Annotated in this window: 22 protein-coding genes; 11 read left to right on the plus strand and 11 right to left on the minus strand. The window is 68.4% G+C overall.

What is annotated here, in order from left to right:
- Positions 1-6: 6 nt before the first annotated feature.
- Positions 7-852 carry an AraC family transcriptional regulator gene (locus tag DIE03_RS04295; RefSeq protein WP_124447808.1) on the minus strand — a complete coding sequence of 282 codons (846 nt, stop codon included), beginning with the start codon at positions 850-852 and terminating at the stop codon, positions 7-9.
- Positions 853-1022: 170 nt separating this feature from the next.
- Here DIE03_RS04295 and DIE03_RS04300 point away from each other — a divergent pair, with 170 nt between their 5' ends.
- Positions 1023-1817, plus strand: coding sequence for an SDR family NAD(P)-dependent oxidoreductase (locus DIE03_RS04300; protein ID WP_124447810.1), 795 nt, complete (start codon positions 1023-1025; stop codon positions 1815-1817).
- Between the two features lie 39 nt (positions 1818-1856).
- Here the strand turns inward: DIE03_RS04300 and DIE03_RS04305 are convergent, their stop codons facing one another.
- The 5 genes from DIE03_RS04305 to DIE03_RS04325 all read right to left on the minus strand — a co-directional run bounded on the left by DIE03_RS04305 (position 1857) and on the right by DIE03_RS04325 (position 7044).
- On the minus strand, positions 1857-2231 hold the full coding sequence (locus tag DIE03_RS04305; RefSeq protein ID WP_124447812.1) for a hypothetical protein: 375 nt from the start codon (positions 2229-2231) through the stop codon (positions 1857-1859).
- A 222-nt stretch (positions 2232-2453) separates the two neighbouring features.
- Positions 2454-3524: an AI-2E family transporter gene (locus tag DIE03_RS04310; protein WP_124447814.1), complete on the minus strand. Its 1071-nt coding sequence runs from the start codon at positions 3522-3524 to the stop codon at positions 2454-2456.
- Between the two features lie 138 nt (positions 3525-3662).
- Entirely contained in the window at positions 3663-4772 is a 1110-nt protein-coding gene (locus DIE03_RS04315; protein WP_124447816.1) for an NADH:flavin oxidoreductase/NADH oxidase, read from the minus strand.
- Between the two features lie 145 nt (positions 4773-4917).
- The gene (locus DIE03_RS04320; protein WP_124447818.1) at positions 4918-5604 is read right to left on the minus strand and encodes a type 1 glutamine amidotransferase domain-containing protein; all 687 of its coding nucleotides are present in this window, start codon (positions 5602-5604) and stop codon (positions 4918-4920) included.
- 411 nt (positions 5605-6015) lie between these two features.
- Positions 6016-7044, minus strand: coding sequence for a substrate-binding domain-containing protein (locus DIE03_RS04325; RefSeq protein WP_124447820.1), 1029 nt, complete (start codon positions 7042-7044; stop codon positions 6016-6018).
- A gap of 187 nt (positions 7045-7231) precedes the next feature.
- Here DIE03_RS04325 and DIE03_RS04330 point away from each other — a divergent pair, with 187 nt between their 5' ends.
- Positions 7232-8794, plus strand: a complete 1563-nt coding sequence (locus tag DIE03_RS04330; protein ID WP_124447822.1) for a glycoside hydrolase family 68 protein — start codon at positions 7232-7234, stop codon at positions 8792-8794.
- 194 nt (positions 8795-8988) lie between these two features.
- Here the strand turns inward: DIE03_RS04330 and DIE03_RS04335 are convergent, their stop codons facing one another.
- Positions 8989-10041 carry an RNA-guided endonuclease TnpB family protein gene (locus tag DIE03_RS04335; RefSeq protein WP_124448138.1) on the minus strand — a complete coding sequence of 351 codons (1053 nt, stop codon included), beginning with the start codon at positions 10039-10041 and terminating at the stop codon, positions 8989-8991.
- An 89-nt stretch (positions 10042-10130) separates the two neighbouring features.
- On the opposite strand from DIE03_RS04335, the gene DIE03_RS04340 reads away from it, so the two are divergent.
- Positions 10131-11753 (plus strand): glycoside hydrolase family 32 protein, encoded by a 1623-nt coding sequence (locus tag DIE03_RS04340; RefSeq protein WP_124447824.1) that lies wholly within the window; start codon positions 10131-10133, stop codon positions 11751-11753.
- A gap of 89 nt (positions 11754-11842) precedes the next feature.
- Here DIE03_RS04340 and DIE03_RS04345 read toward each other — a convergent pair whose 3' ends face one another.
- Complete coding sequence (locus tag DIE03_RS04345) at positions 11843-12592, minus strand: SDR family oxidoreductase (RefSeq protein WP_124447826.1); 750 nt, start codon at positions 12590-12592, stop codon at positions 11843-11845.
- 122 nt (positions 12593-12714) lie between these two features.
- On the minus strand, positions 12715-13632 hold the full coding sequence (locus tag DIE03_RS04350; RefSeq protein WP_124447828.1) for a LysR family transcriptional regulator: 918 nt from the start codon (positions 13630-13632) through the stop codon (positions 12715-12717).
- Positions 13633-13795: 163 nt separating this feature from the next.
- Between DIE03_RS04350 and DIE03_RS04355 the strand changes: the two genes are divergently transcribed.
- The 8 genes from DIE03_RS04355 (at position 13796) to DIE03_RS04390 (ending at position 21751) form a co-directional block, all read left to right on the plus strand.
- On the plus strand, positions 13796-15280 hold the full coding sequence (locus DIE03_RS04355; protein WP_124448140.1) for a PLP-dependent aminotransferase family protein: 1485 nt from the start codon (positions 13796-13798) through the stop codon (positions 15278-15280).
- A gap of 95 nt (positions 15281-15375) precedes the next feature.
- Positions 15376-15813: a carboxymuconolactone decarboxylase family protein gene (locus DIE03_RS04360; protein WP_124447830.1), complete on the plus strand. Its 438-nt coding sequence runs from the start codon at positions 15376-15378 to the stop codon at positions 15811-15813.
- Positions 15814-15823: 10 nt separating this feature from the next.
- Positions 15824-16249 (plus strand): cupin domain-containing protein, encoded by a 426-nt coding sequence (locus DIE03_RS04365; RefSeq protein WP_124447832.1) that lies wholly within the window; start codon positions 15824-15826, stop codon positions 16247-16249.
- Positions 16250-16494: 245 nt separating this feature from the next.
- Positions 16495-17193 (plus strand): TetR/AcrR family transcriptional regulator, encoded by a 699-nt coding sequence (locus tag DIE03_RS04370; RefSeq protein WP_124448142.1) that lies wholly within the window; start codon positions 16495-16497, stop codon positions 17191-17193.
- The gene (locus DIE03_RS04375) at positions 17190-18155 is read left to right on the plus strand and encodes an HlyD family secretion protein (RefSeq protein WP_124447834.1); all 966 of its coding nucleotides are present in this window, start codon (positions 17190-17192) and stop codon (positions 18153-18155) included. The genes DIE03_RS04370 and DIE03_RS04375 overlap by 4 nt, the downstream gene beginning before the upstream one ends.
- Complete coding sequence (locus DIE03_RS04380) at positions 18152-19099, plus strand: ABC transporter ATP-binding protein (RefSeq protein WP_124447837.1); 948 nt, start codon at positions 18152-18154, stop codon at positions 19097-19099. The genes DIE03_RS04375 and DIE03_RS04380 overlap by 4 nt, the downstream gene beginning before the upstream one ends.
- Positions 19096-20250 (plus strand): ABC transporter permease, encoded by a 1155-nt coding sequence (locus DIE03_RS04385; RefSeq protein WP_124447839.1) that lies wholly within the window; start codon positions 19096-19098, stop codon positions 20248-20250. The genes DIE03_RS04380 and DIE03_RS04385 overlap by 4 nt, the downstream gene beginning before the upstream one ends.
- 22 nt (positions 20251-20272) lie before the next feature.
- Entirely contained in the window at positions 20273-21751 is a 1479-nt protein-coding gene (locus DIE03_RS04390; RefSeq protein ID WP_409364409.1) for an efflux transporter outer membrane subunit, read from the plus strand.
- Positions 21752-21898: 147 nt separating this feature from the next.
- On the opposite strand, the gene DIE03_RS04395 is transcribed toward DIE03_RS04390, so the two are convergent.
- A complete protein-coding gene (locus DIE03_RS04395) occupies positions 21899-23113 on the minus strand; it encodes a porin (RefSeq protein WP_124447843.1) in 1215 nt (404 codons plus the stop codon).
- A 477-nt stretch (positions 23114-23590) separates the two neighbouring features.
- On the minus strand, positions 23591-24655 hold the full coding sequence (locus DIE03_RS04400; RefSeq protein WP_124447845.1) for a phytoene/squalene synthase family protein: 1065 nt from the start codon (positions 24653-24655) through the stop codon (positions 23591-23593).
- Between the last annotated feature and the right edge of the window lie 238 nt (positions 24656-24893).

Consider the following 24893-nt stretch of genomic DNA (forward strand, 5'->3'; position numbering starts at 1 on the left):
TGCCGCTCAGCGCATCGCGCTGCGGTACTGCCCGGGCGTCGCGGCCGCGATGCGCCGGAATGCGCGCTGGAAATGCGCCTGGTCGGCAAAGCCCGCATCGAGCGCGACTTCCGCGATCGGCCGGCCGCGGCGCAGCTCGGTGCGGCCGTACTGCACGCGGCGATCGACCAGGAATGCGTGCGGCGTCATCCCGTAGCGCGCGTTGAACGCACGGATCAGGTATGACGGCGACAGGTCGGCCGCCGCGCAGATCGCATCGAGCGTCACGCCCTCGCGGCAATGCGCGGCGATGTAGTCGGCCGCGCGCGCGAGCTTCGCGTTGTCGTCGCCCGGCCGCGGGTCGGGCAGTTCGCGATCGAGCGCGCCGTGCAGTTGCGTGAAGAACTCGACCGCCGCGCTTTCCTTGCCGAGCGGATCGACCGAAGGCGAAACAAGCGTGCGATAGAACCCGCCAAATTGCGCGAACAGGTCGCCGCGCTCCGTCAACTTCGGCGAAAACCCGTGAAAATCGCCGTTCGGATCGCGCCCCAGCGCATGCTGCAGCCGCGCGAGCCACGGCACGTCGACATAGACCATCCGGTACGCCCATGCATCGGGGCCGTACGGGTTGCACGCATGGACCTGTTCCGGATCGATGATCACGAGCACGCCGCGCCCGACATGTTCGTTCGTCGCGCCGTTCACGTAGGTGCTCGTGCCGCCGACGATCGCGCCCACCGAGAACGTATCGTGCGTGTGCTTCGCGTAGCAGATCTCGCGGCCGTCGTCGACGGTGCGCGCCTCGATGAACGGCAGCGCGGCGTCGCGCCAGAACGGCGACGGGTCGATCGATCGGTTGGCGGTACGGCTCACGCGGCGGGCTCCCGGTTCGGACGGCGAACGCTCACCGTACAAGACTGTGCGCCGGCGCGCAACCGGGCCTGCCCGCGTCGACGCGGGATCGCGCCATTTCGCCTAAGCTTTGAATTCCGGCCGCCGCGGCACGCGCGGCGGATCCCGTTCACTCCTCTCCCGTCACGCTCATGCACATCGATCTGAAAGGCAAGACCGCGGTCGTCACCGCCTCCACCGCCGGCATCGGGCTCGCGATCGCCGAAGGGCTCGCGCGCGCCGGTGCGCACGTCGTCGTCAACGGCCGCAGCGACACGTCGGTTCAGTCTGCGCTCGCGCAGTTGCGCACGGCCGTGCCCGGCGCGAGCTTCGACGGCGTCGCCGCCGACCTGTCCGATGCGGCCGGCGTCGCGCGCATCACGCAGCACACGCCGGATGCCGACATCCTCGTCAACAATGCGGGCATCTACGGCCTGAAGGCGTTCTTCGAGATCGACGACGCCGAGTGGGAACATTACTTCCAGATGAACGTGATGTCCGGCGTGCGGCTCGCGCGGCATTACCTGAAGGGGATGATCGAACGCAATGCCGGGCGCATCGTGTTCATTTCGTCGGAATCGGGCCTGAACATCCCGGTCGACATGATTCATTACGGCTTCACGAAAACCGCGCAGCTGTCGATCGCGCGCGGCCTCGCGAAGCTCGCGGCCGGCACCAGCGTGACGGTCAACTCGGTGCTGCCGGGGCCGACGATGTCGGAAGGCGTGCGCGCGCTGCTGAAGGCGCAGGCCGAGGAAACGGGCCGCAGCATCGACGACATCGCGGTGGAGTTCGTGCGCAGCGCGCGCGCGAGTTCGATCATCCAGCGGCCTGCGACGACGGAGGAAGTGGCGAACCTGGTCGTATACGTGTGCTCGCCGCAGGCATCGGCCACGACCGGCGCGGCGTTGCGCGTCGACGGCGGCGTGGTCGACACGATAGCGTGACAGCCGCATGACGCGCGCTTGCCGCGCGTGGCGGCCGCACTATCGCGACGCGCTCTTGCCCGGCTGAAGCGTGCCCTTGCGGTCGGCGTCCATGCAGGAATCGAAGCCGTATTGCGTGACGACGCCGGCCCGGTCGAACACGACGAAATACTCGCGGTGATCGTTGCCGTGCTCGATGAAGTAGTTGTAGCAGACGCCGCTGCCGTTGCGGACCATCCACACGCTGCGCGGGTTGCCGCCGGCGCGGACGACGTCGGCGCGCGTCGCGCCATGCCGCGAGGCGGCGCGTGCGAGCGGCGTGCGCGAATACGAGAACGGCAGCCACGAGTCGAACCACGCGCAGCCGTGCAACATCAGGCAGCCCGCGGCCAGGGACAGCATCGCCGCGGGTCGGGACATCGGAATCAATCGCATGCTTGGGGAAATCTGCTGCGCCATGCCGGCGTGATCGAAAGCCCCATGCTACTAGACCTTTGGGTCCGGATCGAAAAGAAATGTAGAGATCTTTATACGAATCCCTGCGTGGCAGGCCCGCGCGCAAGCCAGATGGTGGCCGAGCGTTGCGGCCGGCGCATGCTTGCGCGCGCATCGAATCCGTTGCGCCGCTCCGTCAAATCGGCGCAACGGCGTGCATCGTCACGCAATCCATTCGGCCCACAGCATCGTCAGCACCGTCATCAGCGCGGGGCCGACGAACAGCCCGATCAGGCCGAACGTCTCGGCGCCGCCGAGGATGCCGAACAGCACGAGCAGGAACGGCAGCCGCGCCGAGCTGCCAATCAACACCGGCCGCACGAAATGCTCGGCGACGAACACGACGATGAAACCGAGCACGGCCACCACGACGGCCCACACGGTCGCGCCCTGCACGAACAGCCAGAGCGCCGCGCCGCAGAACACGAGCGGCGCGCAGAACGGCAGCATCGCGGCAATCGCCGTGACGAGGCCGAGCAGCGCCGCGTGCGGGACGCCGGCCAGCGCATACGCGATGCCGAGCAGCGCGCCCTCGCCGAGCCCGACGACGACGAGCCCCGTCACCGTGCCGTACACGGCCTTGACCATTCGGTCGATCAGTTCCGCTCCGTTGTGCCCGAACGCACGCCGCGCGCCCTGCAACAACGCGCCCGACAGCTTGTGGCCCGCGCGCAGGATCACGAACAGCGTGACGAGCATGAAGCCGAATTCGAGCAGCGCATGCGCGAGCCTGGTGCCGAACTGACGACCGAACGCGAGGAATTTCTCGCTGTTCACGCCATGCATCGCGGTGGACGCATGCAACGGATGGCCGAGATTGGCTTGCCACCATTCGGTGACCTGCGCCGAGCCGTAAGGCAGCCGGGCGACGACGTCCGGCAATGGAATGCCGTTGTCCTGGACCGTCCGCAGCCACTCGCGCAGGTCGTGCGCCTGGCCGATCGCCTGGGTGGCCGCGACCGCGACCGGCAGCACGACGAGCAGCGAGATCGCGGCCGTGATGACGGTGGCGATGAGCGTCGGCCGGTCACGGAACAGCCGGTGCGATTCGAAGCATTTGAGCAGCGGCCACATCGCGATGGCGGTCACGCAGGCCCATGCAATGGCGGGAATGAAGTCGCGGATCACCCACAGCGCGAGCACCAGCAGCGCCGCATACAGCACGATGCGGGCGATCTGCTGCGCGCGCGGCCGTGCGGCGGAATCGTGAGACGACGGGACATGTGCGCCCATGGCACCTCTGTCGAAATGAAAAAATGGCGGGTCGCGCAGGCAACCGGCCTGCACGAACCGCCATTCTATCCATCGGCGCCGGATCGGCGGCGCGCATCATGCGCGGGCCGCGCCGGCACGCCATGCCGCCACGGCCGCTCAGGCCACCTTGTCGGCGATCCGGTAACGCTCGAGCCAGTGCGCGTACGGCGCGGGCAGCGTCCACGACGGACGCTCGACGCCGAGCTGCTTGGCCGCATAGTACGGCCAGTGCGGATCGGCCAGGTGCGCGCGGCCGACCATCACGAGATCGAGCTGCCCTTCGGCCACCACGCGGTTCGCCAGTTGCGGCGTGTCGATCCCCCATGCGGACGACACCGGCAGTCCGGCCTCGCGGCGCACGCGCTCGGCGATCGGTGCAAGGAACGCCGGGCCCCACGGAATCCGTGCGGTGGGCGTCGAGAAGCCGACCGACACGCTCAGCATGTCGAGCCCTTCCCGCTTCATCCGCTGCGTGAGCGCGATCGACTCGGCGAGCGTCTCTTCGTCGCGGCCGTCGTATTCGATCACGCCGAGCCGCGCGGTCAGCGGCAGATGCTCGGGCCAGACCTTGCGGACGGCCGCGAGCGTATCGACGAGGAAGCGGCCGCGATTCTCGGCCGAGCCGCCGTATTCGTCGGTGCGCTGGTTCGCATGCACCGAGAAGAAGCTCTGGCCGAGATAGCCGTGCGCGAAATGCAGTTCGAGCCATTCGAACCCGAGATCGCGCGCGCGCTTCGCCGACGCGACGAAGTCGGCCTGCACGCGGGCGATGTCGTCGTGCGTCATTTCACGCGGCACCTTCGGCAGGTGCGCGCCGAACGGCACGGCCGACGGGGCGATGGTCTGCCAGCCGCGCGGATCGCCGTCGGCGATATGGTCGTCGCCTTCCCACGGGCGGTTCGCGCTCGCCTTGCGGCCGGCGTGCGCGATCTGGATGCCGGGCACCGCGCCGGCCGCCTTGATCGCCGCGACCGACGGCGCGAACGCTTCGGCCTGCGCGTCGTTCCACAGCCCGGCGCAGCCCGGCGTGATGCGCCCTTCCGGCGACACGGCCGTGGCCTCCGCGATCACGAGGCCCGCGCCGCCACGCGCGATGCCGGCCAGATGCACGTGATGCCAGTCGTTGACGACGCCGTCCTCGGCGACGTACTGGCACATCGGCGGCACCGCGATGCGGTTGCGCAGCGTGACATCCTTGAGTTTGAACGGTTCGAACAAGGCAGACATCCACGACTCCTTTGCTTGGTTCTGCAAAACGACTGGGGATTCGCCGCGCGGTGCGCGCGGCGGAGCGATCGGGGCCGTCGACGGGCCGGCCATGCCCGGCGACGGAGCGGGAACGGCGCCGGCCCCGCCGGCGCCATGCCATCAATTACCGGCGGCCGAGCTTCGCGAGCAGTGCCTCGGCAGCGGGCTCCGACGACGCGGGGTTCTGCCCCGTGATCAGCAGCCCGTCGGTGACGACATGCGGCGCCCAATCGGCGCTGCGCTCGAATTCCGCGCCGTTGGTCTTCAGCATGTCCTCGACGAGGAACGGCACGACTTCCGTCAGTTCGACGGCGGCTTCCTCGCTGTTGGTGAAGCCCGTCGCACGCTTGCCGCGCACGACCGATTCGCCGGTCTGCGAGTTCTTCACGTGGCGCAGCACGCCGGGTGCGTGGCAGACGGCCGCGACCGGCTTGCCGGCGGCGAGCGTGCGCTCGATCAGGCCGATCGAGTGCAGATCCTCGGCGAGATCCCACAGCGGGCCGTGGCCGCCCGGATAGAACACGGCGTCGTAGTCGTCCGCCGACACATCGGCCAGCTTGCGCGTCGACGCGAGTTCGGCCTTCGCCGCCGCATCGGCCTCGAAGCGGCGCGTCGCATCGGTCTGCGCGGCCGGATCGCTGCTTTTCGGGTCGAGCGGCGGCTGGCCGCCCTTCGGCGACGCGAGCGTCAACTCGACGCCCGCATCCTTGAACGTGTAGTACGGCGCGGCCAGTTCCTCGAGCCAGAAGCCGGTTTTCTTGCCGGTGTCGCCGAGCGTGTCGTGCGAGGTCAGGACAACCAGAATCTTCATGATCGGACACTCCTTCGAAAATGGACGGGGGGAACGGGGCCGCGCAACCGGGGCGCCCGGTCGGCGCGGCACGCCTGTCGGTTAGTCAGCGTTGGCGCGTCAACGTGCGATTCGTTGCACCGAATGCCGCGCGCATCTATTAGACCAGTCGTCTAGAAACCGGCCAAATAAAACGACGGCGCCTCGCTGCCCGAACAGCATCGCAGCGCGAAATGGCATTTTCGCGTCCTTGTTGTCCAGGCCCGAATACGTCGTCGCATTCACGGAACGGATGATAGCGCTGGATTAGACCGGTCGTCTAGTAAAACGGGCATTCGCCCCTGTCGACGTCATGGCCTTTTCGTCGCTACGACGCGGGGCACGATCCGGCAACGTCCGCGGCCGAGCGCGCCCCTTCCGCTGGCGCGCCGGCTAGTCGCGCAGCGGGCCATCCGTGTCGCCGGCCTCGATGGCCGGCGCCTCGAGCCGATGCTCGCGCACGCCATCGCCCAGCAGCCGCAGCATCAGCTCCGCTAGCGCGCGGCCCGACGCATGCCCGGTCGGCTGTACGACAGCCGTGACGCGATACGGATGCGCGATGTCCGGCGGCACGCCGTCGTAGACGATCAGCGACATGTCGTCGCCGAGGCGCAGGCCGCTGTCCACGAGCGCGCGGAACGCCCCGCCGCCCGCGATGTTGTTGTCGACCAGCAGCGCGGTCGGCCGCGCATCGCGCGCGAGCAAGGCCCGCACCGCCTGCTGCCCGCCGTCGTGCGTAAACGGGCACTCGACGAGCAGCGCCGGATCGGGCTCGATGCCGGCTTCGCGCAACGCCGACAGGAAGCCGGCGCGCCGCTGGGCGGCGAAATTCAGCGCCAGCGGCGCGCTGATCATCGCGATGCGCCGATGCCCGAAGCCGAGCAGGCGGCGCACCGCGTCGCGCGCCCCGGCCTCGTTGTCGAAATCGAACCACGCATACGGTTCGGCGCACTGCGTGCGGCCGTACGCGACGTACGGAAACGCGCTCGATTGCAGGTACGCGATGCGCGGATCGTCGACGAGCGTGCGCGCGACGATCAGCCCGTCGGCGAGCTTGCCGTCGACGATCCGCCGATAGGTGTCCAGTTCCGCGTTCGGTCGCGCAGACGCGATGATGAAATCGAGATTGCGCTCGGCAAGCCGCTCGGTGATGCCCGCGACGACCTCGCCGAAGCGCGGATCGCCGAGATCGCCCGCGCCGAACGGATAGACGATCCCGATCATGTCCGCCCGACCGGTCGCCAGCCGGCGCGCGGTCGGATCGGCCACATAGCCCATTTCCCGCGCCGCCCGCGCCACGCGTTCGCGCGTGGCCTCGCTGACGTCGTCGTAACCGTTCAACGCGCGACTGACCGTCGTCCGCGACAGCCCGAGCGCGTCCGATAGCGCCTTCAGATTCACCTTCACCATCGTTCCTCGCATTCGCCGATCCCCCCGGCCGCCCGACGTCCGCGACGCGCCGACCGGGTAATTATTTCCATTGAGTAACGATTACCGTCAAATAAATATCTTTTGCGTTCCAAACCGGTTTGAAATAGCATCCAAACCGGTTTGGACATCGATGCCCACTCAGCCGTTCAATTTCACCTTTCCAGGAAACGACGACGAGATGACATACTTTCCCCTTTTCCGCCCGGCGACGACCCGGCGGTTGCTGCTCGCTGGCGGCGCACTTGCCGCCTTCGCGTCCGTCGCGCACGCGCAGTCCAGCGGCACGGGCGCGCCCATGCCCACCGCTCACTCCCAGCAAGCCTACGATCCCGAAGGCAACTTCACGATGCGCTGGACGCGCGCGGACATCCGCCAGATCGTCGCGCAGTCGCACACCGCCGGCGCCGACAAGAACTCGCTGCCGCAAGCGTTGACGATGCCGGACATCCCGCAGGATTTCCCGCTCATCAACTCGAACGTGTGGGTGTGGGACACCTGGCCGCTGGCCGACCTGCGCGCGAACCAGCTCAGCTACAAGGGCTGGGAGGTGATCTTCTCGCTCACCGCCGATCCGCACGCGGGCTACACGTTCGACGACCGTCACGTCCATGCGCGCATCGGCTTCTTCTACCGCCGCGCGGGCATCCCCGCGTCGCAACGCCCCGCGAACGGCGGCTGGACCTGGGGCGGCCACCTGTTCCCGGACGGCGCGAGCGCCAGGGTATTCGGCACCGCGCCGATGACCAACAACGCCGAATGGTCCGGCTCGGCACGCCTCACGCAGGGCGACAACGTCAGCCTCTACTACACGGCGACGTCGTTCAACCGCTCGGCCCCCGGCGGCGCCGACATCACGCCGCCGCAGGCGATCATCACGCGCGCCGACGGCCACATCCACGCGGACGACAAGCACGTGTGGTTCAGCGGCTTCGACGATCACAAGGCGCTGCTGCAGCCGGACGGCAACTACTACCAGACCGGCCAGCAGAATACCTACTTCTCGTTCCGCGATCCGTTCGTGTTCACCGACCCCGCGCACCCGGGCAAGACCTACATGGTCTTCGAAGGCAACACGGGCGGCCCGCGCGGCGCACGCACCTGCACCGACGCCGACCTCGGCTACGCGGCGAACGATCCGTACAAGGAAGATCTCAACGCGGTGATGAATTCGGGCGCAGTGTATCAAAAGGCCAATGTCGGCCTCGCGATCGCCACGAACCCGCAACTGACCGAATGGAAGTTCCTGCCGCCGATCCTGTCGGCGAATTGCGTCGACGACCAGACCGAGCGCCCGCAGATCTACCTGAAGGACGGCAAGTACTACCTGTTCACGATCAGCCACCGCACGACGATGGCGGCCGGCGTCGACGGCCCGGACGGCGTGTACGGCTTCGTCGGCAACGGCATCCGCAGCGACTTCCTGCCGCTGAACGGCGGCAGCGGCCTCGTGCTCGGCAACCCGACCGACTTCTCCGCGCTGGCCGGCGCGCCGTATTCGCAGGATCCGAACCAGAATCCGCGCGAATTCCAGTCGTACTCGCACTACGTGATGCCGGGCGGGCTCGTCGAGTCGTTCATCGATGCGATCGGCCCGCGCCGCGGCGGCACGCTCGCGCCGACGGTGAAGGTGAACATCAACGGCACGTCGACGGCGGTCGACCGCACGTATGGACGCAGCGGGCTCGGCGGCTACGGCGACATTCCGGCGAACCTGCCTGCCACGGGAGCCGGCCACAACTGACGGCAAACAGCGTAACCAACCATAACGAAAGCCGGTAAAGGCACGGGGTTGAGGAGGCGCACATCGCGCGTGTCGTGTGTGTGCCTCCCTTTTTTCTTTGGACCATCGCGCATGCCGCCGTTGAAAACGGCATGCGCCCTCCTTTCCCGCTTCGCCCGACGAAGCACGGGGCCGCGCTTGACGTCCTCCTCTCCCTAAAGGGAGAGGATTCCCACACCTGGCGATGCACGTCCGCATCGGAGAATGTTCAACGCAGCGTTGGTATCTCGATCATGCTCGACACCACAGTCACTGCAGGCCCACTCTCTTATTCTCAGTCCTGCGATACCTTTCGGCCGCGTCGTGCTGTCTTGCGACCCGCACGCCGAACAGGACTGGGTGGAACCGCTTTCGTCCACTTCCTCGAACGTGGCTCCGTGCGCGATCGCTTTGTAACGGAGTTTGTCCCGGAAAGACGACCAGGATGCGTCGTAGACGCTCTTCGCCATCCTGGTTCTAGCGAGTTTCGCGGCCGACACGTTGCCGACCGCGATGTAATCGAACCGCCGCACCAGATCAAACGCGAGCTTATGCTGGAAATCGGCACGGGCATTGGCCACCTTGGCGTGCAACTTCGCGATATGCCGCTTGTGCTTTCGCGCCCGTTGCGCTTTCGCCAGCTTTTCCGCCGCTCGTCGACCGAACCGATCGTTAGGCAGCTTCTCGCCGGTCGAAAGTGTGGCGAAGTCTTTCAGGCCGAGATCGACGCCGACGCCGGAACGAATCGGGCGGGCCTGCACATCGGGCATCTCGTTCACGATGTTGAGAAACCAGTTGCCGCGTGCATCCTGCGCAAAGTTGGTGCCGTCCTTGATCTTGCCTTCGGGAAGCGGCCGGCTGTTGAACACGCGAAACGTGTTGCCGGCGAAACGGAACGCGTCACCCTCGCGCTTCAGGTCACGCCCCTTCAGCGGCACCCAGCCGAGCGACTTTCTGCCGCGATAGCGCAGGTAGGGCCGACGGTGCTGACTGCGCGACTTCGCATATTGCTCGCACGTGGCGTTGACCGTGCCGGAGTGAATACCGAGTTCCTTGCTGCTGCCGGTCGTCAGCACATTCAAGTCGAATCCTGTAGGCCACTTCTTGCCCCACTTGAGCGCGTGCTTCTGCGTGTCATTGCAGAAGTTCCAGACGTAGTTCACCACGCAGCTCTGCTTGTTAAGCAGTCCGTTGAGCGATTTCACCCGGTAGCGACAGACAAGGATCATGCCGGCCATTTTAACGGTGGAATACCGCTGTCAAACAGCGGCGCTCCTTTCCTTCCCGTCCTGAAGGACGGGGTTTCTCGGGGCAACTGATGAATTCAACGTCTTTCCGCTTTTCCTTCCTGATCGCCCGGCTGCTGCTCGCCTGCCTGGCGTGCACGCAGGCCGCCGCCGCACCGTGCGGCGCACCGGCCGCCCCAGGCACGCCGCAATGGCGGCCCGCGCTCCACTACACGCCGCAGCGCAACTGGATGAACGATCCCAACGGGCTCGTCTACGACAACGGCCGCTATCACCTGTTCTATCAATACAATCCGCTCGGCAACGACTGGGGCAACATGTCGTGGGGCCATGCGACGAGCACCGATCTCGTCCACTGGCAAGAGCAGCCGGTTGCCATGCGCGCGAACGCCAGCGAGGAAATCTTCTCCGGCTCGATCGTCGCCGACACGCTGAACACGTCCGGCCTCGGCGAACCGGGCCGCACGCCGCTGGTCGCGCTTTACACGAGCGTCTACAAGCCGGGCTCGGGTCACGCACCCGGCGTCCAGGCCCAGTCGCTCGCGTACAGCCTCGATCAGGGCACGACCTGGCAGCCGTATGCGCACAACCCGGTGCTCACGCTCGATCCGGAATCGAAGCAATTTCGCGACCCGAAAGTGTCGTGGTATGCGCCGGGCGGCTACTGGCTGATGACGACGGTCGTCGCCGACGCGCAGGTCGTGAAGCTCTATCGTTCCGACGACCTGATCCACTGGAATTTCCTGAGCGACTTCACGCGGCCGGGCGTGCCGCACGACGGCGCGCTGTGGGAGATGCCGGACCTCGTGCCGCTGCCGCTCGACGACGATCCGGCACGAATCAGGTGGGTCATGATCGTCAACGTCAACCCGTGGTCGATCGCGGGCGGTTCCGGGGCGATGTATTTCGTCGGCGACTTCGACGGCCGCACGTTCGTGCCCGACCATATTGCGCCCGCCGGCTCCGATCCCGCGCAATTCCGCTGGGTCGACCATGGCGCGGACTTCTACGCGGCCGGCACGTTCTCGGGCGCGCCCGGCGCACGGCCCGTCGCGATCGCGTGGATGAGCAACTGGGATTACGCGGCGAAAGCGCCGACCGCACCGTGGCGCGGCGCGACCACCCTGCCGCGCGAACTGTCGCTGAAGACGATCGACGGCGAACCGACACTCGTCGTCGCGCCTGCCGCCGCATTCGGCGCGTGGGCGGACAGCCGGCCCGCCGTGCACGAAGGCGACCTCACGATCGATTCCGCGACGCGCGTGCTGCCGGCCGCGACGCGCGGCGTGGCCCAGCGGATCACGGTGACGATCACGCCCCGGCAAGCGGCGCGCGCGGGCCTGATCGTCAGGGGTTCGGCCGACGGGTCGACCGGCACCCGGATCGTCTACGACACGGCGAAACGCACGCTGACGCTCGACCGTTCCCGCTCCGGCGACACGCATTTCGCAGGCACGTTCAGCCGCGAGCACATCGTGAACCTGCCGCTCGAGCGCGGGCAGGTGCGGCTCGAGATCGTCGTCGATCGCGGGTCGGTCGAGGTGTTCGCGAACGGCGGCCGCGTGGCGCTGACCGACCTGGTCTTTCCGCCGCTCGACGCGGACCGCGTCGCCGTGTTCGCCGAGCAAGGCCGCGCGACGTTCTCCGGGCTCACGGTGACGCAACTCGAAGCCGGCGCCTGCGCGTCCCGATAGGCACGGTTCGCGTGCGCCGTCGTGCAGGCGACTGGGACCGCTTTCCCGGCGTGGCTTCGCCCGGCGACGGTCCCCGTCGGTCGCGCGGATCAGAGCAGGCCCATCCCGCCCGACGCGATGATTTCCGCGCCGACGATGAACGCCGATTCCGCCGCGCTCAGGTGCAGCACCGTCGACGCGATTTCTTCCGGCGTACCGAAGCGGCCGACCGGAACGAGGCCCTTGATCTTGTCGGCCGTCGCGTCGAGCGTCGCCGCATCGAGCCCGAGCTTGCCGTACAGCGGCGTCTGCACCGGGCCCGGGCTGACGACGTTCACGCGCACGCCGTGCGGCAGCAGTTCCGTCGACAGCGTCTTCGCGAACGAATTGACGGCCGCCTTGCTCGCGGCGTACACCGACGAACCGGGCATCCCGATGTGCGCGTTGATCGAGCCGTTGATCACGATCGACGCGCCGCGGTTCAGCAGCGGCACCAGCGACTGGATCTGGAAATACGCGCCCTTCACGTTGGTGTTGAACACGAGGTCCCACATGGCCTCGTCGCTGTCGGCGAACGGCGCGAGCTTTGCGACGCCCGCGTTGATGAATACCGCGTCGAGCCGGGCGCCGGCCGTCGCGATCGCGTCCGCCAGCGCGCGGGCCGACGCGACGCTGCCGGCTTCGTTGCGGATCGCCAGCGCGCCTTCGCCGAGCGTCTGGCGGGCGGCTTCCAGTGTCTCGGCGTCGCGCCCGGTGATGATGACTCGCGCGCCTTCGGCCGCGAATGCCCTGGCGGCCGCCAGGCCGATGCCGCTGTTGCCGCCCGTGACGAGGACCGTCTTTCCTTCGAAGCGTTGCATGATGTTCTCCTGTGAACCGGTGAGTTGACCGTGAACACAGGATGCGCGCGGCGCGCGGCGTTGCCGTACGACGGGCACGACGGACATGTTCGAAAACATCGAACATGTCGGGGCGGCCGCTTTCAGTCGGTCACGTCGATCCCGTCGAGCAGCCGCTGTGCGAGGCGCGGCTCGCGCAGTTGCTCCAGCCACCATTGCAGCGCGCGGCCGTCGCGGTCGCCGTGCCACGCAACGTAAAGCCGGTTCGGCTCGCGCGGATCGGCCGTCTGTTTCTCGACCAGTTCGCCGCGCGCGAGCAGCGAAGCGACGCGCCGGCGCGGCACCCAGCCGACGCCGAGCGCATCGCGCTGCGCGAGGATCTTCGCGCGCATCGACGGCACCGCGAGCACGGCCTGCCCGCCGAGCAGCCCGTAGGCGCGGCCGGCCGCGCGCCGCGACGAATCGGCGACGACGACCGCGCGATGCGCGCCGATCGCGTCGCGCGTCAGTACGCCGCTCGCGGCTGCCAGCGGATGGCGCGGCGACACCGCGAACACCCACTCCATCGCACCGAGTTCGAACCATTTGAAGCCGGGAATCGCAGGGGGCTCGTTGGTCGCGCCGACCACGAGGTCCGCGCGGCCGTCGCGCAGCGCTTCCCAGGTGCCGCCGAGCACTTCGTGCGTGAAGCGCAACGACACGCCGGAGTCGAGCGCGTCGAACGCTCGCACGACCGGCAGCAGCGTGTCGAACTCCAGCACCTCGTCGCTGACGATCCACAGCCGGTCCTCCCAGCCGCTCGCGACCTGCCGCACGCGCTGCGTGAGCCGCGCGACATCCAGCGCCAGCCGTGCCGCCTCGTCGGCGAGCAGTTGCCCGGCCGGGGTGAGTTGCAGCCGGTAGCCGCGCCGGTCGAACAGCAGCGCGTCGAATCGCGTTTCGAGCTGGCGCGCCGCGTGCGACACCGTCGACGGCGCCTTGCCCATCCGCGCGGCCGCGCGCGACAGGCTGCCGGTGGCACGGATCGCGTCGAGCAGCGCCAGTTCGTCTTCGGACAGCATGAGATCGCTCCGGTATGAGGTTGTCGTGGATCGTAAGGCAGCGGCGGGCTGCGGTCCAATCGCCCGACGCAGGCGGCGGCGTCTTCCGCAAGCCGCCGATCCGGCCGACGACTTCCGGTATCCTCACCGGCATCGAATCATCATGATCGAGGTAACCACTGCGATGGACATCGCGATCCGCATCGAAGGCCGTCACGACCTGACGGGACAGATCTTCCGGCAGCTGCGCACCGCGATCGTCGACGGGCGCCTCGCAGGCGGCGCGCGGCTGCCATCGACGCGCGATCTCGCGAAACAGCTCGGCGTGTCGCGCAAGACGACGCTCGACGCGTTCGAGCGTCTCGTCGCCGAGGGCTACCTGAACACGCGCGCGGGCGACGGTACGTTCGTCGCCGACGGCCTCGCGCGCGTGCCGCACGCCGCGGCGATGTCGGCACCGTCGATCGTCGAGGACACGCCGCGCGTCAGCGCGGTCGACGCACGCGCGCTGTGGAACGACCTGCCCGACGCGCTCGCGATGCCCGCGCCGCAGGATTCGCCGGGCTTCGACTTCCGCGGCGGCGTGACCGACAAGGCACTGTTCCCGTTCGACGCGTGGCGGCGCTGCCTGCATCACGCATTGCGCCAGCAGGCGCGCGGCCCCGGCCAGTACCACGACCCGGCCGGCGACCCGCAGCTGCGCGGCGCGATCGCGCGCTACGTCGGGTTCAGCCGCGCGGTCGCGTGCAGCTGGGACGACGTGCTCGTCACGCAAGGCGCGCAACAGGCGCTCGACCTGCTCGCGCGTGTCGTCGTGCGGCCCGGCGACGTCGTCGCGGTCGAGGATCCCGGCTATCCGCCCGCCCGCGCCGCGTTCGCGTCGCTCGGCGCGACGGTGATCGGCGTGCCGGTCGATGCGCATGGCCTCGTCACCGAACGGCTGCCCGACGAAGCGCGGCTCGTCTACGTGACGCCGTCGCACCAGTTCCCGCTCGGGATGCCGATGACGCTCGATCGCCGCGTCGCGCTGCTCGAGTGGGCGCAGCGCCGCCGCGCGGTGATCATCGAGGACGACTACGACGGCGAGTTCCGCTTCGAAGGCCGCCCGGTCGAATCGCTGAAGAGCCTCGACCGCACTGGCCTCGTCGCCTACGTCGGCACGTTCTCGAAGACGATCTTTCCCGAGCTGCGGATCGGTTACGCGATTCCGCCGCGCGCGCTGCGCGGCGCACTGGCCAAGGCGAAGCAGATCGTCGACTGGCACACCTGCACGCTGACGCAGGCGGCGCTCGCGCGCTTCATGCTCGAAGGCGATTTCGCGCGGCACCTGAAACGTGTACAGAAACACTACGACGCGCGCCGCAGGATGCTGATCGCGCACCTGCGCGGCGAACTCGCGCCGTGGTTCGACGCGATCGTGCCGACGGCCGGCATCCACCTCGCCGCGCACCTGAAGCGGGGCCTCGACGAAGCGGCGCTGGTCCGCGCGGCGCGTGCGCAGGACATCGGCCTGTACGGGATCTCGGCGTTCCACGTCGGCGTGCCGGTCCGCGCGGGGCTGCTGTTCGGCTATGGCGGGATCGACGCGCCGCGCATCGACACGGCGCTCGCGAAGCTGGCCGGGCTGCTCCGCTCGGGTATCATCGGCGAATCGCCACTGGTTACCTGAATTTCCACAGAATTGGCTATTCAAGCAGGCCAGTCGACTGCTTAAAGTGGGTCCTGTCGCGCCAACCGGGCGCTACCAACCGAAAAGGACCTGCCATGCAACCGCGCCTGAACTTCTATGCCGCCAGCCCGAATGCGATCAAGGTGATGCGCAACGCCGAGGAATTCCTCGCGAAAAGCTCGATCGAGAAGCCGCTCGCCGAACTCGTCCGCCTGCGCGCGTCGCAGATCAACGGCTGTGCGTTCTGCGTCGACATGCACACGACCGACGCACGCAAGGGCGGCGAAACCGACCGTCGCCTGGCGACCGTCGTCACGTGGCGCGAAACGCCGTTCTTCACCGAGCGCGAACGCGCGGCACTCGAATGGACCGAGGCGCTGACGCTGGTGGCCGACAACCACGTGCCGGACGCCGTCTGGGAAGCCGTGAAGCCGCACTTCACCGACGAGGAGCTGTTCGACCTGTCGATGCTGATCGCGACGATCAACTCGTGGAACCGCTTCGCGATCGCGTTCCGCAAGATGCCCGAGTAAGGAGGCGACGATGACCGGCTCCCCGCTCCGTCGCGCCGCCTCGTGCGTCGCGCTCCCGCTCGCACTCGGTGCCGCGCTGCCGGCCGCCGCCGATGCGCACGACGCTGGCAGCACCGTGCACGCGATCATGCAGCAGGCCGTGCCCGAAGCGCCCGGCAAGCTTGCCGTCGTCGCGACCGTCGACTATGCGCCCGGCCAGGCGTCCGAAGCGCACCGGCACCTCGGCTCGGTGTTTGCCGTCGTGTCGAAAGGCGAAGTGCTGTCGCAGGTGAACGGCGGCCCGCTGCGCCGCTACCGCGCCGGCGAAGGCTGGTACGAGGCGCCCGGTTCGCGCCATCAGGTGTCGCGCAACGCGAGCGCGACCGAGCCGGCCCAGCTCGTCGTGTTCGGGCTGACGGGCGAACACGAACCGCTGAAGTCGCCGATCGACCAGTAATCCGCTTGCGGGGCGCGTGCGCGGGATACCGCGTGCGCACCTCGCATCGCAACCGGCTCGCCTGCCGGTTCTTCACCGATTCTCCGTTAACAGCTCCCTACACGACACCGGCTGCGCACTGCCCGCCGCCTCGTCGCGCCCCGCACCGCTCGTCCGCGCCCCGCTTCGACGCTCGCCCGATCGCGATCGATGACGGCGAAAACCCTTCCTTGAAATTAACTAACTCGTCAATTAGCGTCGATTGCATGAACGCGAAATCCACCGTCGCCAGGCCGCGCGGGCGCCGCCCGTCGGTGGACGACTTCGACCTGCGCGACCACATGCTGGACGTCGCGATCCGGTTGTTCGCCGAGCGCGGCATCGCCGCGACGACGGTCGCGCAGATCGCCGCCGCCGCCGGCGTCACGTCGGCGATGGTCCACTACTACTTCACGAACCGCGAACAGCTGCTCGACGCGATCGTCGAGGAGCGACTCGTGCAGGTGATCGCGTTCGTGTGGCGGCCGACCGAGCCGCGGATCGAGAATGATCCGTTCGCGCTCGTCGCCGAACTCGTCGACCGCTTCTTCGACGTCACGCACCGCATGCCGTGGCTGCCGTCGATCTGGCTGCGCGAGATCGTCCACGAAGGCGGGCTGCTGCGCGAGCGCATGGTCCGGCGCATTCCGCTCGAACACATCGGCCGCTTCGCCGAACGCATCCGCGCCGCACAGCAGGCCGGCACGCTGAATCCCGCGCTCGAACCGGCGTTCCTGTTCCACTCGATCATCGCGCTCGTGATGCTGCCGCTCGCCACCGCGAAACTGTGGCAAAGCGCGCGCGGCCTGCCGCCGATCGACCGCGACGCATTGCACCGGCACGTCCGTGCGCTGCTCGGCTCGGGCCTGCAGCCGCCCACCGCCGCGCCGCATGCGCGGGCTCCGTCGCCACGGAGGCCATCGTGAACGCGGCCCGCGCGCTGCCGTTCGCGCTGACCGCCGCCGCCATGCTGCTCGCCGGGTGCGGGCGGTCGACAGGCAACGGCACGACCTACCAAGGCTACGTCGAAGGCGAGTTCGTGTACCTGTCGTCGTCGCAATCGGGCACGCTGGCGCAATTGCCGGTCGAACGCGGTCAAGCCATCGCCGCCGGCATGCCGGCATTCTCGCTCGAAGCCGTCAGCGAAACGGCCGCGCTCCTGCAGGCGCAGCATCAGCTCGCCGCCGCCCGCGCGCAGCTTGCCGACCTGCAGACCGGCAAGCGCCCGCCGGAAATCGCGGTCACGCAGGCGCAGCTCGCGCAGGCCAGCGCGCAGGCCGCACGGGCCGCCGCGCAACGCGCGCGCGATGAACGCCAGTACGCGGCCGGCGGCCTGTCGAAGCAGCAGCTCGACGATTCGCGCACGTCCGCGCAGACCACCGCCGCGCAGATGCGCGAACTGCAGAAACAGGTCGACGTCGCACGCCTGCCGGGCCGCGCACAACAAATCGCCGCCCAGGCCGCGCAGGTCGACGCCGCGCAGGCCGCGGTAGCCGAAGCGCAATGGAAGCTCGACCAGAAACGCGTCGCCGCGCCGGCGGCCGGGCGCGTGTACGACACGCTGTACCGCGTCGGCGAATGGGTGCAGGCCGGCAACCCGGTCGTGCAGATGCTGCCGCCGCAGAACCTGAAGGTGCGCTTCTTCGTGCCGGAGGCCGCCATTGCGTCGCTCGCGCCGGGGCGCGCGGTCGCGATCCATTGCGACGGCTGCGCGACCGACGTGCCTGCACGCATCACCTACGTGTCGAGCGAAGCCGAATACACGCCGCCCGTGATCTACAGCAACGAGAGCCGGACCAAGCTCGTGTTCATGATCGAGGCGCGCCCGGCCGTGGCCGATGCGTCGAAGCTGCATCCGGGCCAGCCCGTCGCCGTGAGCGTGCGATGAACGTGCCGCCCGCCCCGTACGCGATCGACGTCGACCGGCTGAACAAGCGGTTCGGCGACAAGCACGTCGTGAAGGACGTATCGCTGCGCGTCGCGCGCGGCGAGATCTTCGGCTTTCTCGGGCCGAACGGCAGCGGCAAGACGACGTCGATCAGGATGATGTGCGGGCTGCTCACGCCCGATTCCGGCAGCGGCACCTGCCTCGGCTACGACATCGTGCGCGACAGCGCACAGATCAAGCGGCGCGTCGGCTACATGACGCAGCGCTTCTCGTACTGGGAAGACCTGTCGATCCGCGAGAACCTCGACTTCGTCGCGCGCGTGTACGGGATGCGCGACCGCCAGGCGGCCGTCGCACGCGCGCTCGACGGGCTCGGCCTCGCGAGCCGCGCGGACCAGCTCACGGGCGCGCTGTCGGGCGGCTGGAAGCAGCGCCTCGCGCTGGCCGCGTGCATGCTGCACGAGCCCGAGCTGCTGCTGCTCGACGAGCCGACGGCCGGCGTCGACCCGGCCGCACGGCGCGACTTCTGGGAGGAACTGCACCGGCTCGCCGCGCAGGGAATCTCGGTGCTCGTCAGCACGCACTACATGGACGAAGCCGAGCGCTGCCACAAGCTCGCGTACATCGCGTACGGCGAACTGCTCGCGCAGGGCACGTCGGCGGAGATCGTCGCGTCCCAGCACCTGGCGACGCGCGCGATCACCGGCGAGCGCCTGACCGAACTGTCCGCGCGGCTGCGCACGATGCCGGGCGTCGAGCAGACCGTCGTATTCGGGTCGGCGCTGCACGTGAGCGGCCGCGACCGCGCGCAGCTCGACGCGACGCTTCGGCAGGTTGCCCGCGACACGCCGCTGCAGGTCATGCCGATCGACACCGCGCTCGAGGACGTGTTCATCTACATGATGGGCCGCGCGTCCCGGCCGCCCGGCGGGGTGTCGCCATGAACGCGTGGGCGGGCCTGCGCGAATCGTTCTCGGTCGCGCGCTGGTGGAGCATCGTGCTGAAGGAGTTTCTGCAGCTGCGACGCGACCGCGTGACGTTCGCGATGATCGTCGGCGTGCCGATCATCCAGCTCGCGCTGTTCGGCTTCGCGATCAACACCGATCCGAAGCACCTGCCGACCGCCGTGATCGTCGCCGACGCGAGCCCGTTCACGCGCAGCTTCATCGCCGCGATGCGCCACTCCGCATACTTCGACATCGTCGAGACGCTGCCCGACGAAGCGGCCGGCCGCCATGCGCTCGCACGCGGCGACGTGCAGTTCGTGCTGAGCGTGCCGGCCGATTTCTCGCGGCGGCTGCTGCGCGGCGAGCGTCCGGCGCTGCTCGTCGAGGCGGACGCGACCGATCCCGTGGCCACGGCGTCGGCGATCGGCGCGCTGCCGGGCCTCGTGCAGCCCGTCGCGGACAAGGACCTGACGGGCCCGCTCGCGCACCTGAACGGCCGCCCGGCCGCGTTCGACGTCGTGCTGCACCGGCTGTACAACCCCGAAGGCATCACGCAGTACAACGTCGTGCCGGGCCTGATGGGCGTGATCCTGACGATGACGATGGTGATGATGACGGGCCTCGCGATCACGCGCGAACGCGAGCGCGGCACGATGGAGAACCTGCTCGCGACGCCCGTGCGGCCGCTCGAGGTGATGACGGGCAAGATCGTGCCGTACGTGTTCATCGGGCTGATCCAGGTGTCGATCATCCTCGCGGCCGCCCGCTTCGTGTTCGCCGTGCCGTTCGTCGGCGGCGTGTTCGCGATCTACCTGTCCGCGCTGCTGTTCATCGCCGCGAACCTGACGGTCGGCATCACGCTGTCGTCGCTCGCGCAGAACCAGTTGCAGGCGATGCAGCTCGCGGTGTTCTACTTCCTGCCGAACATCCTGCTGTCGGGCTTCATGTTCCCGTTCGCCGGGATGCCGAAATGGGCGCAGTACATCGGCAACCTGCTGCCGCTCACCTACTTCAACCGCCTCGTGCGCGGCATCCTGCTGAAAGGCAACGGCTGGGCCGACCTGTGGCCGTCCGTGTGGCCGGTCGCGCTGTTCACCGTCGTCGTGATGGGCGTCGCGTTGCGCTTCTACCGGCGCACGCTCGATTAGGCGGCACGCGATGAATCCGGCCATGCATCGCGCGTCCCTCGCTGCCCGCGGCTTCACATTGGCCGCTGCCGCGCTGCTCGCCGCAGGTTGCGTGGTCGGGCCGGATTTCCGCACGCCTGATGCGCCGGCCACGCAGCAATACACGCGTGGCGAGCCGCCTGCGACCACGGCCGCCGCGACCGGCCCGGCCGGCGGCATGCAGACTTTCTCTGCGGCCACGCACACGCCGCAACGCTGGTGGACGCAGTTCGACTCGGAACCGTTGAACCGGCTCGTCGACACCGCGTGGCAGAACAGCCCGACGCTCGCCGAAACCCGCGCGCGGCTCGACGAAGCGCGGCAGAACCATGCGGCCGAGACCGGCGCGACGATGCTGCCGCGCGTCGACGCGAACCTGTCCGCCACGCGCGAGCAAGTCGATACCGCCGCGTTCGGGCTGCCGGCCAGCGTGCCGAGCCCCGGGCCGTTCACGCTGTACGACGCATCGGTGAGCGTGTCGTACGTGCTCGACGTATTCGGCGGCAACCGGCGCGCGCTCGAAGCGCTGCGTGCGCAGGTCGACTATCGGGCGTACACGCTCGACGCCGCGCGGCTGACGCTTGCAGGCAACGTCGTCGCCACCGCGATCCTGCGCGCGTCGCTCGCGCAACAGGTCGCGCTCACGCGGCAGCTCGTCGACGCGCAAGCACGGCAGTTGCGCATCGTCAAGGCGCGCTACGCGGCGGGCGGCGTCGCGCAGGCCGACGTGCACGCGCAACGCGCGCTGCTCGCGCAAACGCAGGCGTCGTTGCCGCCGCTGCTGGCCCGCCTCGCGCAGGCCGGCCACCGGCTCGCGATCCTGCTGGGCGTGCCGCCGTCCGACGCCGCGCTGCCGGACCTTTCGCTCGATGCGCTCGCACTGCCGCGCACGCTGCCCGTCGCACTGCCGTCGACGCTCGCGCGCGAACGGCCCGACATCCGCGCGGCGGAAGCCGTGCTGCACCAGGCGAGCGCGAACGTCGGCGTGGCCACCGCGAACCTGTATCCGCGATTTTCGATTTCGGCGGGGATCGGCTCGGAGCGCACGCGCATCGCGGATATCGTCAGCGGGCTCAATGTGTGGAATGTCGGTCTCGGTCTCACGCAGCCGCTCTTTCACGGCGGCGAGCTGCGCGCGAAGAAACGCGCGGCCGAAGCGGCGTACGACGCCGCGTTCGCGAGCTATCGGGAAACCGTGCTGCAGGCGCTGCAGCAGGTGGCCGACGCGCTGCGCGCGGTCGAGCACGATGCGGCCGCATTGCAAGCCAGAGAGACCGCCGCGCAGGAAGCGGCAGCAAGCAACGCGATCGCCGGCGACCGCTACGCGGCGGGCGGCATCAGCACGTTCGACCTGCTCGACGCGCAACGGCAGGCGTTGCAGACGGCGCTCGACCGTACCCGCGCGCAGGCCGACCGGCTCGCCGATACGGCGGCGCTGTTCCAGGCACTGGCGGGGAGCTGGGCGGACGATACGACCCGGTGACCGGACGGCCGCTTCGGCGCGCGCCGGTACGGGCTCGACCGGCGCCGGAACGCGAAAGACGCACGAAGCGCGCGCCCATGAAAAAACCGGCCCGAAGGCCGGTTTTCATACCGCATGCCGTAAGCGGCGCTCACGCGCCGCGCGACATCAGAAGCGGTGGATCAGGCCGACGCCGACGCCGATCTGGTTCTGCTTCGAACCTGCGCCCACGCCGTCACCGATCGACGTCGTTGCAGCGATGACCGACGCGCCGTTGAGCGTGTTGCCGCTCGCGTGCTGGTACGCCTCAACTGCGTACAGGCCCGTGCGCTTCGACAGGCTGTAGTACTGCGACAGCGTGACCTGGTGGTACTTGGCCGAGCTCGAGATGCCGTTCGACTCGGTCGCACGCGTGTACGAGTAGCCTGCAGCGAAGTCCCACTGAGCCGATGCCTTCCAGTGCAGCACGGCGCCAGCCGTGTTGAAGATTGCCGTGTTGCGGAACGACGAGCCCACGCCCGGGATGTACTGGACGTTCGAGTACGACGCCGAAATATCCCACGACGGCGTGAACTGGTAACCGGCCGTCACGGCGACGCGCTGTTGCGACTGTGCCGACTTGTAGCCGTTGTTGATCGACGACACGGCCTGTTCCGCACCGTTGCCGCTCGCGTCCAGACCGTTCTGCGCGGTCGAGTTCGCGCCCCACACGCCGCCGCCCAGCGTCGAGTTGTTGATCTTCTGGTAGCCGACTGCGATGCCTGCCGGGCCGTTCAGGTACTGGATCGCCGCGCTCCACGTCGAGCCGCGGTTCGTCGCGCCTGCGACGCCGCCGAACGAGTACGAACCGCCGACCGTGAAGCCGTAGAACTTCGGCGACATGTAGACGAGCGAGTTGTTCGCGCGGTAGCTGGTGTCCAGCGAATCGATATCGCCCGGGTGTGCGCCGTAATAGCCGGTCAGCCAGGTCGTCGGGCTGTACGGCGACAGCAGCGTGTAGTACGCGGTGTACTGGCGGCCGGCCGTCAGCGTACCGTACGTGGCGTTGGTCATACCGACCCATGCCTGACGCGTGAAGATGCCGTTGGTCCACTGCGACGAGCCGTTAGCCGTGTTGACGCCGGCTTCCAACTGGAAAATCGCCTTCGTGCCGCCACCCAGATCTTCGCTGCCCTTCAGGCCGAAGCGGCTGCCAGCCCACACGCCGGTGGACATCTGCACCTTCGAGTGACCACCCGTGGTTGCGCCGACTGCCGACGAATTGTTCTGCCACGCGATACCGTTGTCGACGATACCGTACAGGGTCACGCTGCTCTGAGCGTGGGCGGCGGTAGCGGCTGCGAGACCGACTGCCGTCATGGCGAAAGCGACGCGCTTTTTCATTGATTCTCCGTCCTCAAAGAATGTTTCTTTTCTGGTGTGGTTTTATGACCGACACATGTGCGAGTACATGCCGACGCGATTCTGACGGATTACCAATTGTTTCCCAACATGTGCAGTCGGTCATCGTATGATCGACGCAACGCGCGGGTTCACCAAGCGGTTACATAACACCTGAAAACGCTTACGCGGCGGGCCTTTCCGGCATTTCCCGGTGAAAACCCTAGCTTTACATTTTTACGGGTGCAACGCGGCCGCCCAATGTCGTCAGACGCCTTCGGCAAAAATTCATCTTACAAATGCGCGATCGCAGCTGACACTGCGATTCACGCCGCCGCGCAGGATCGCTGACATTCATGACACCCATGTTTCGTGAAACGAAATCATGAAAACGTTTCAGTTGGTGTGGGGGAAATCGGACAGGGAGCGGCCCGGCGAACGCGGGCCGACAGGAATGCCGGCGCGGCGCGCCGGCGCTATTCAGCGCGATGCCGGGCCGGCGAGGCGCGCGGTCACCGCATCGGCGAGCGCGGCCATGCGCGCACGGATCGCCGCGTTCGAGCCCACCAGCGCGAGCGACGACGCCATGATCCGGTAGATGCGCTTTCTCGGCACCTTGGCCGGCTTCGCCGGATCGAGCCACGCATCGTGGCCGGCCAGCAGCTCGAGCGTTTCGAGGCCGATCATGATCGGCCACAGGCATGCGAGCCGCAGCCGCACGAAGCGGCGCGGGATCGCGAGCGTATACAGGCACGCGTCGCGATACTGGTCGAGCGTCACGCGCAACAGGTCGACCAGCACGACGCGCGTCCGCGCCGACGCACCGGGCTGCATCAGGTCGGCCACGCCCAGCCCATGCGCGCCCAGTACGTCGTCCGGCAGATAACAGCGCCCGATGCGCAGGTCCTTCGCGCAATCGCGCAGGATGTTGGTCATCTGCAGCGCCTTGCCGAAGCGGATGCCCTTCTCGCGCATGTCCGGCAGGTCCCAGCCGCGCGCGGCGCGCGTGTGCGCGCCCGTCATGTCGGTCCAGAACTCGCCGACGCAGCCGGCGACGAGGTACGTGTAGCGGTCGAGTTCGTCGCGCGTCGGCAGCGACGCGACCTGCCCCGACTGCTCGTCGGGGAACGTGCGCAAGTCGAATTCCATCCCCGACGTGAGCGTCGCGACGACCTTGCGGATCGACGCGCGGTCGGCGTCCGGCTGGGCGCGCAGCAGCGCGAGCATCGGTTCCATCGAGCCGAGCAGCACGTGCTCGTGCGAATCGGTCTGCATCCGCGTCACGTCCTCGAGCGAACGCGACAGCGCCACGCCGTCGCCGAGCCGCTCGACCTCGTTGCGCAGGTCGGTCAGCAACGCCGCGCGGCGACCGGGCGCGACGAGCGCGGTGTCGGCAATCGTGTCGGCCGCGCGCGCAAGCAGGTACGCGAGGCCGACCGGGTCGCGCATGCCGTCGGGCAGCACGCGCAGCGTCAGGTAGAAGGAGCGGGAAACGTTCTTCAGCAGGTCGCCGAGCAGGAAGGCGGAATCGGTTCGAGTCGTCATGGGTCGGGAAAAATCGGCCGGCGCGGGCCCCGGACGCACACGGGCGCCGGGCGCCCGCGCCGGCCCGCGAGTCGCCGCATCGTCGCGCGGGACGGGCGTCGGCCCCGGCACGGCGATGCAAAATTCCCGCAAGTTTAGTGCATCCGGCGCTCGGCCTGCCCGAGGCGGCCGGATTGCGGCACACGCCGGGCCGTCGTCATCGGTCCTGCCGCGCGGATTGCACCCCAAAAACAGGAAC

Source organism: Burkholderia sp. Bp8992 (assembly GCF_003853705.1).
In the GTDB taxonomy this organism is placed as follows: domain Bacteria; phylum Pseudomonadota; class Gammaproteobacteria; order Burkholderiales; family Burkholderiaceae; genus Burkholderia.

Bases quoted from the DNA above. Each gene is read 5' to 3' on its own strand.
- DIE03_RS04360 (WP_124447830.1), top strand. From the start codon at position 15,376: ATGCAACCGCGCCTGAACTTCTATGCCGCCAGCCCGAATGCGATCAAG.
- DIE03_RS04310 (WP_124447814.1), bottom strand. From the start codon at position 3,524: ATGGGCGCACATGTCCCGTCGTCTCACGATTCCGCCGCACGGCCGCGC.
- DIE03_RS04335 (WP_124448138.1), bottom strand. From the start codon at position 10,041: ATGATCCTTGTCTGTCGCTACCGGGTGAAATCGCTCAACGGACTGCTT.
- DIE03_RS04370 (WP_124448142.1), top strand. From the start codon at position 16,495: ATGAACGCGAAATCCACCGTCGCCAGGCCGCGCGGGCGCCGCCCGTCG.
- DIE03_RS04350 (WP_124447828.1), bottom strand. From the start codon at position 13,632: ATGCTGTCCGAAGACGAACTGGCGCTGCTCGACGCGATCCGTGCCACC.
- DIE03_RS04345 (WP_124447826.1), bottom strand. From the start codon at position 12,592: ATGCAACGCTTCGAAGGAAAGACGGTCCTCGTCACGGGCGGCAACAGC.
- DIE03_RS04305 (WP_124447812.1), bottom strand. From the start codon at position 2,231: ATGCGATTGATTCCGATGTCCCGACCCGCGGCGATGCTGTCCCTGGCC.
- DIE03_RS04330 (WP_124447822.1), top strand. From the start codon at position 7,232: ATGACATACTTTCCCCTTTTCCGCCCGGCGACGACCCGGCGGTTGCTG.
- DIE03_RS04385 (WP_124447839.1), top strand. From the start codon at position 19,096: ATGAACGCGTGGGCGGGCCTGCGCGAATCGTTCTCGGTCGCGCGCTGG.
- DIE03_RS04365 (WP_124447832.1), top strand. From the start codon at position 15,824: ATGACCGGCTCCCCGCTCCGTCGCGCCGCCTCGTGCGTCGCGCTCCCG.
- DIE03_RS04315 (WP_124447816.1), bottom strand. From the start codon at position 4,772: ATGTCTGCCTTGTTCGAACCGTTCAAACTCAAGGATGTCACGCTGCGC.
- DIE03_RS04355 (WP_124448140.1), top strand. From the start codon at position 13,796: ATGGACATCGCGATCCGCATCGAAGGCCGTCACGACCTGACGGGACAG.
- DIE03_RS04390 (WP_409364409.1), top strand. From the start codon at position 20,273: ATGCATCGCGCGTCCCTCGCTGCCCGCGGCTTCACATTGGCCGCTGCC.
- DIE03_RS04395 (WP_124447843.1), bottom strand. From the start codon at position 23,113: ATGAAAAAGCGCGTCGCTTTCGCCATGACGGCAGTCGGTCTCGCAGCC.
- DIE03_RS04380 (WP_124447837.1), top strand. From the start codon at position 18,152: ATGAACGTGCCGCCCGCCCCGTACGCGATCGACGTCGACCGGCTGAAC.
- DIE03_RS04325 (WP_124447820.1), bottom strand. From the start codon at position 7,044: ATGCGAGGAACGATGGTGAAGGTGAATCTGAAGGCGCTATCGGACGCG.
- DIE03_RS04400 (WP_124447845.1), bottom strand. From the start codon at position 24,655: ATGACGACTCGAACCGATTCCGCCTTCCTGCTCGGCGACCTGCTGAAG.
- DIE03_RS04320 (WP_124447818.1), bottom strand. From the start codon at position 5,604: ATGAAGATTCTGGTTGTCCTGACCTCGCACGACACGCTCGGCGACACC.
- DIE03_RS04340 (WP_124447824.1), top strand. From the start codon at position 10,131: ATGAATTCAACGTCTTTCCGCTTTTCCTTCCTGATCGCCCGGCTGCTG.
- DIE03_RS04300 (WP_124447810.1), top strand. From the start codon at position 1,023: ATGCACATCGATCTGAAAGGCAAGACCGCGGTCGTCACCGCCTCCACC.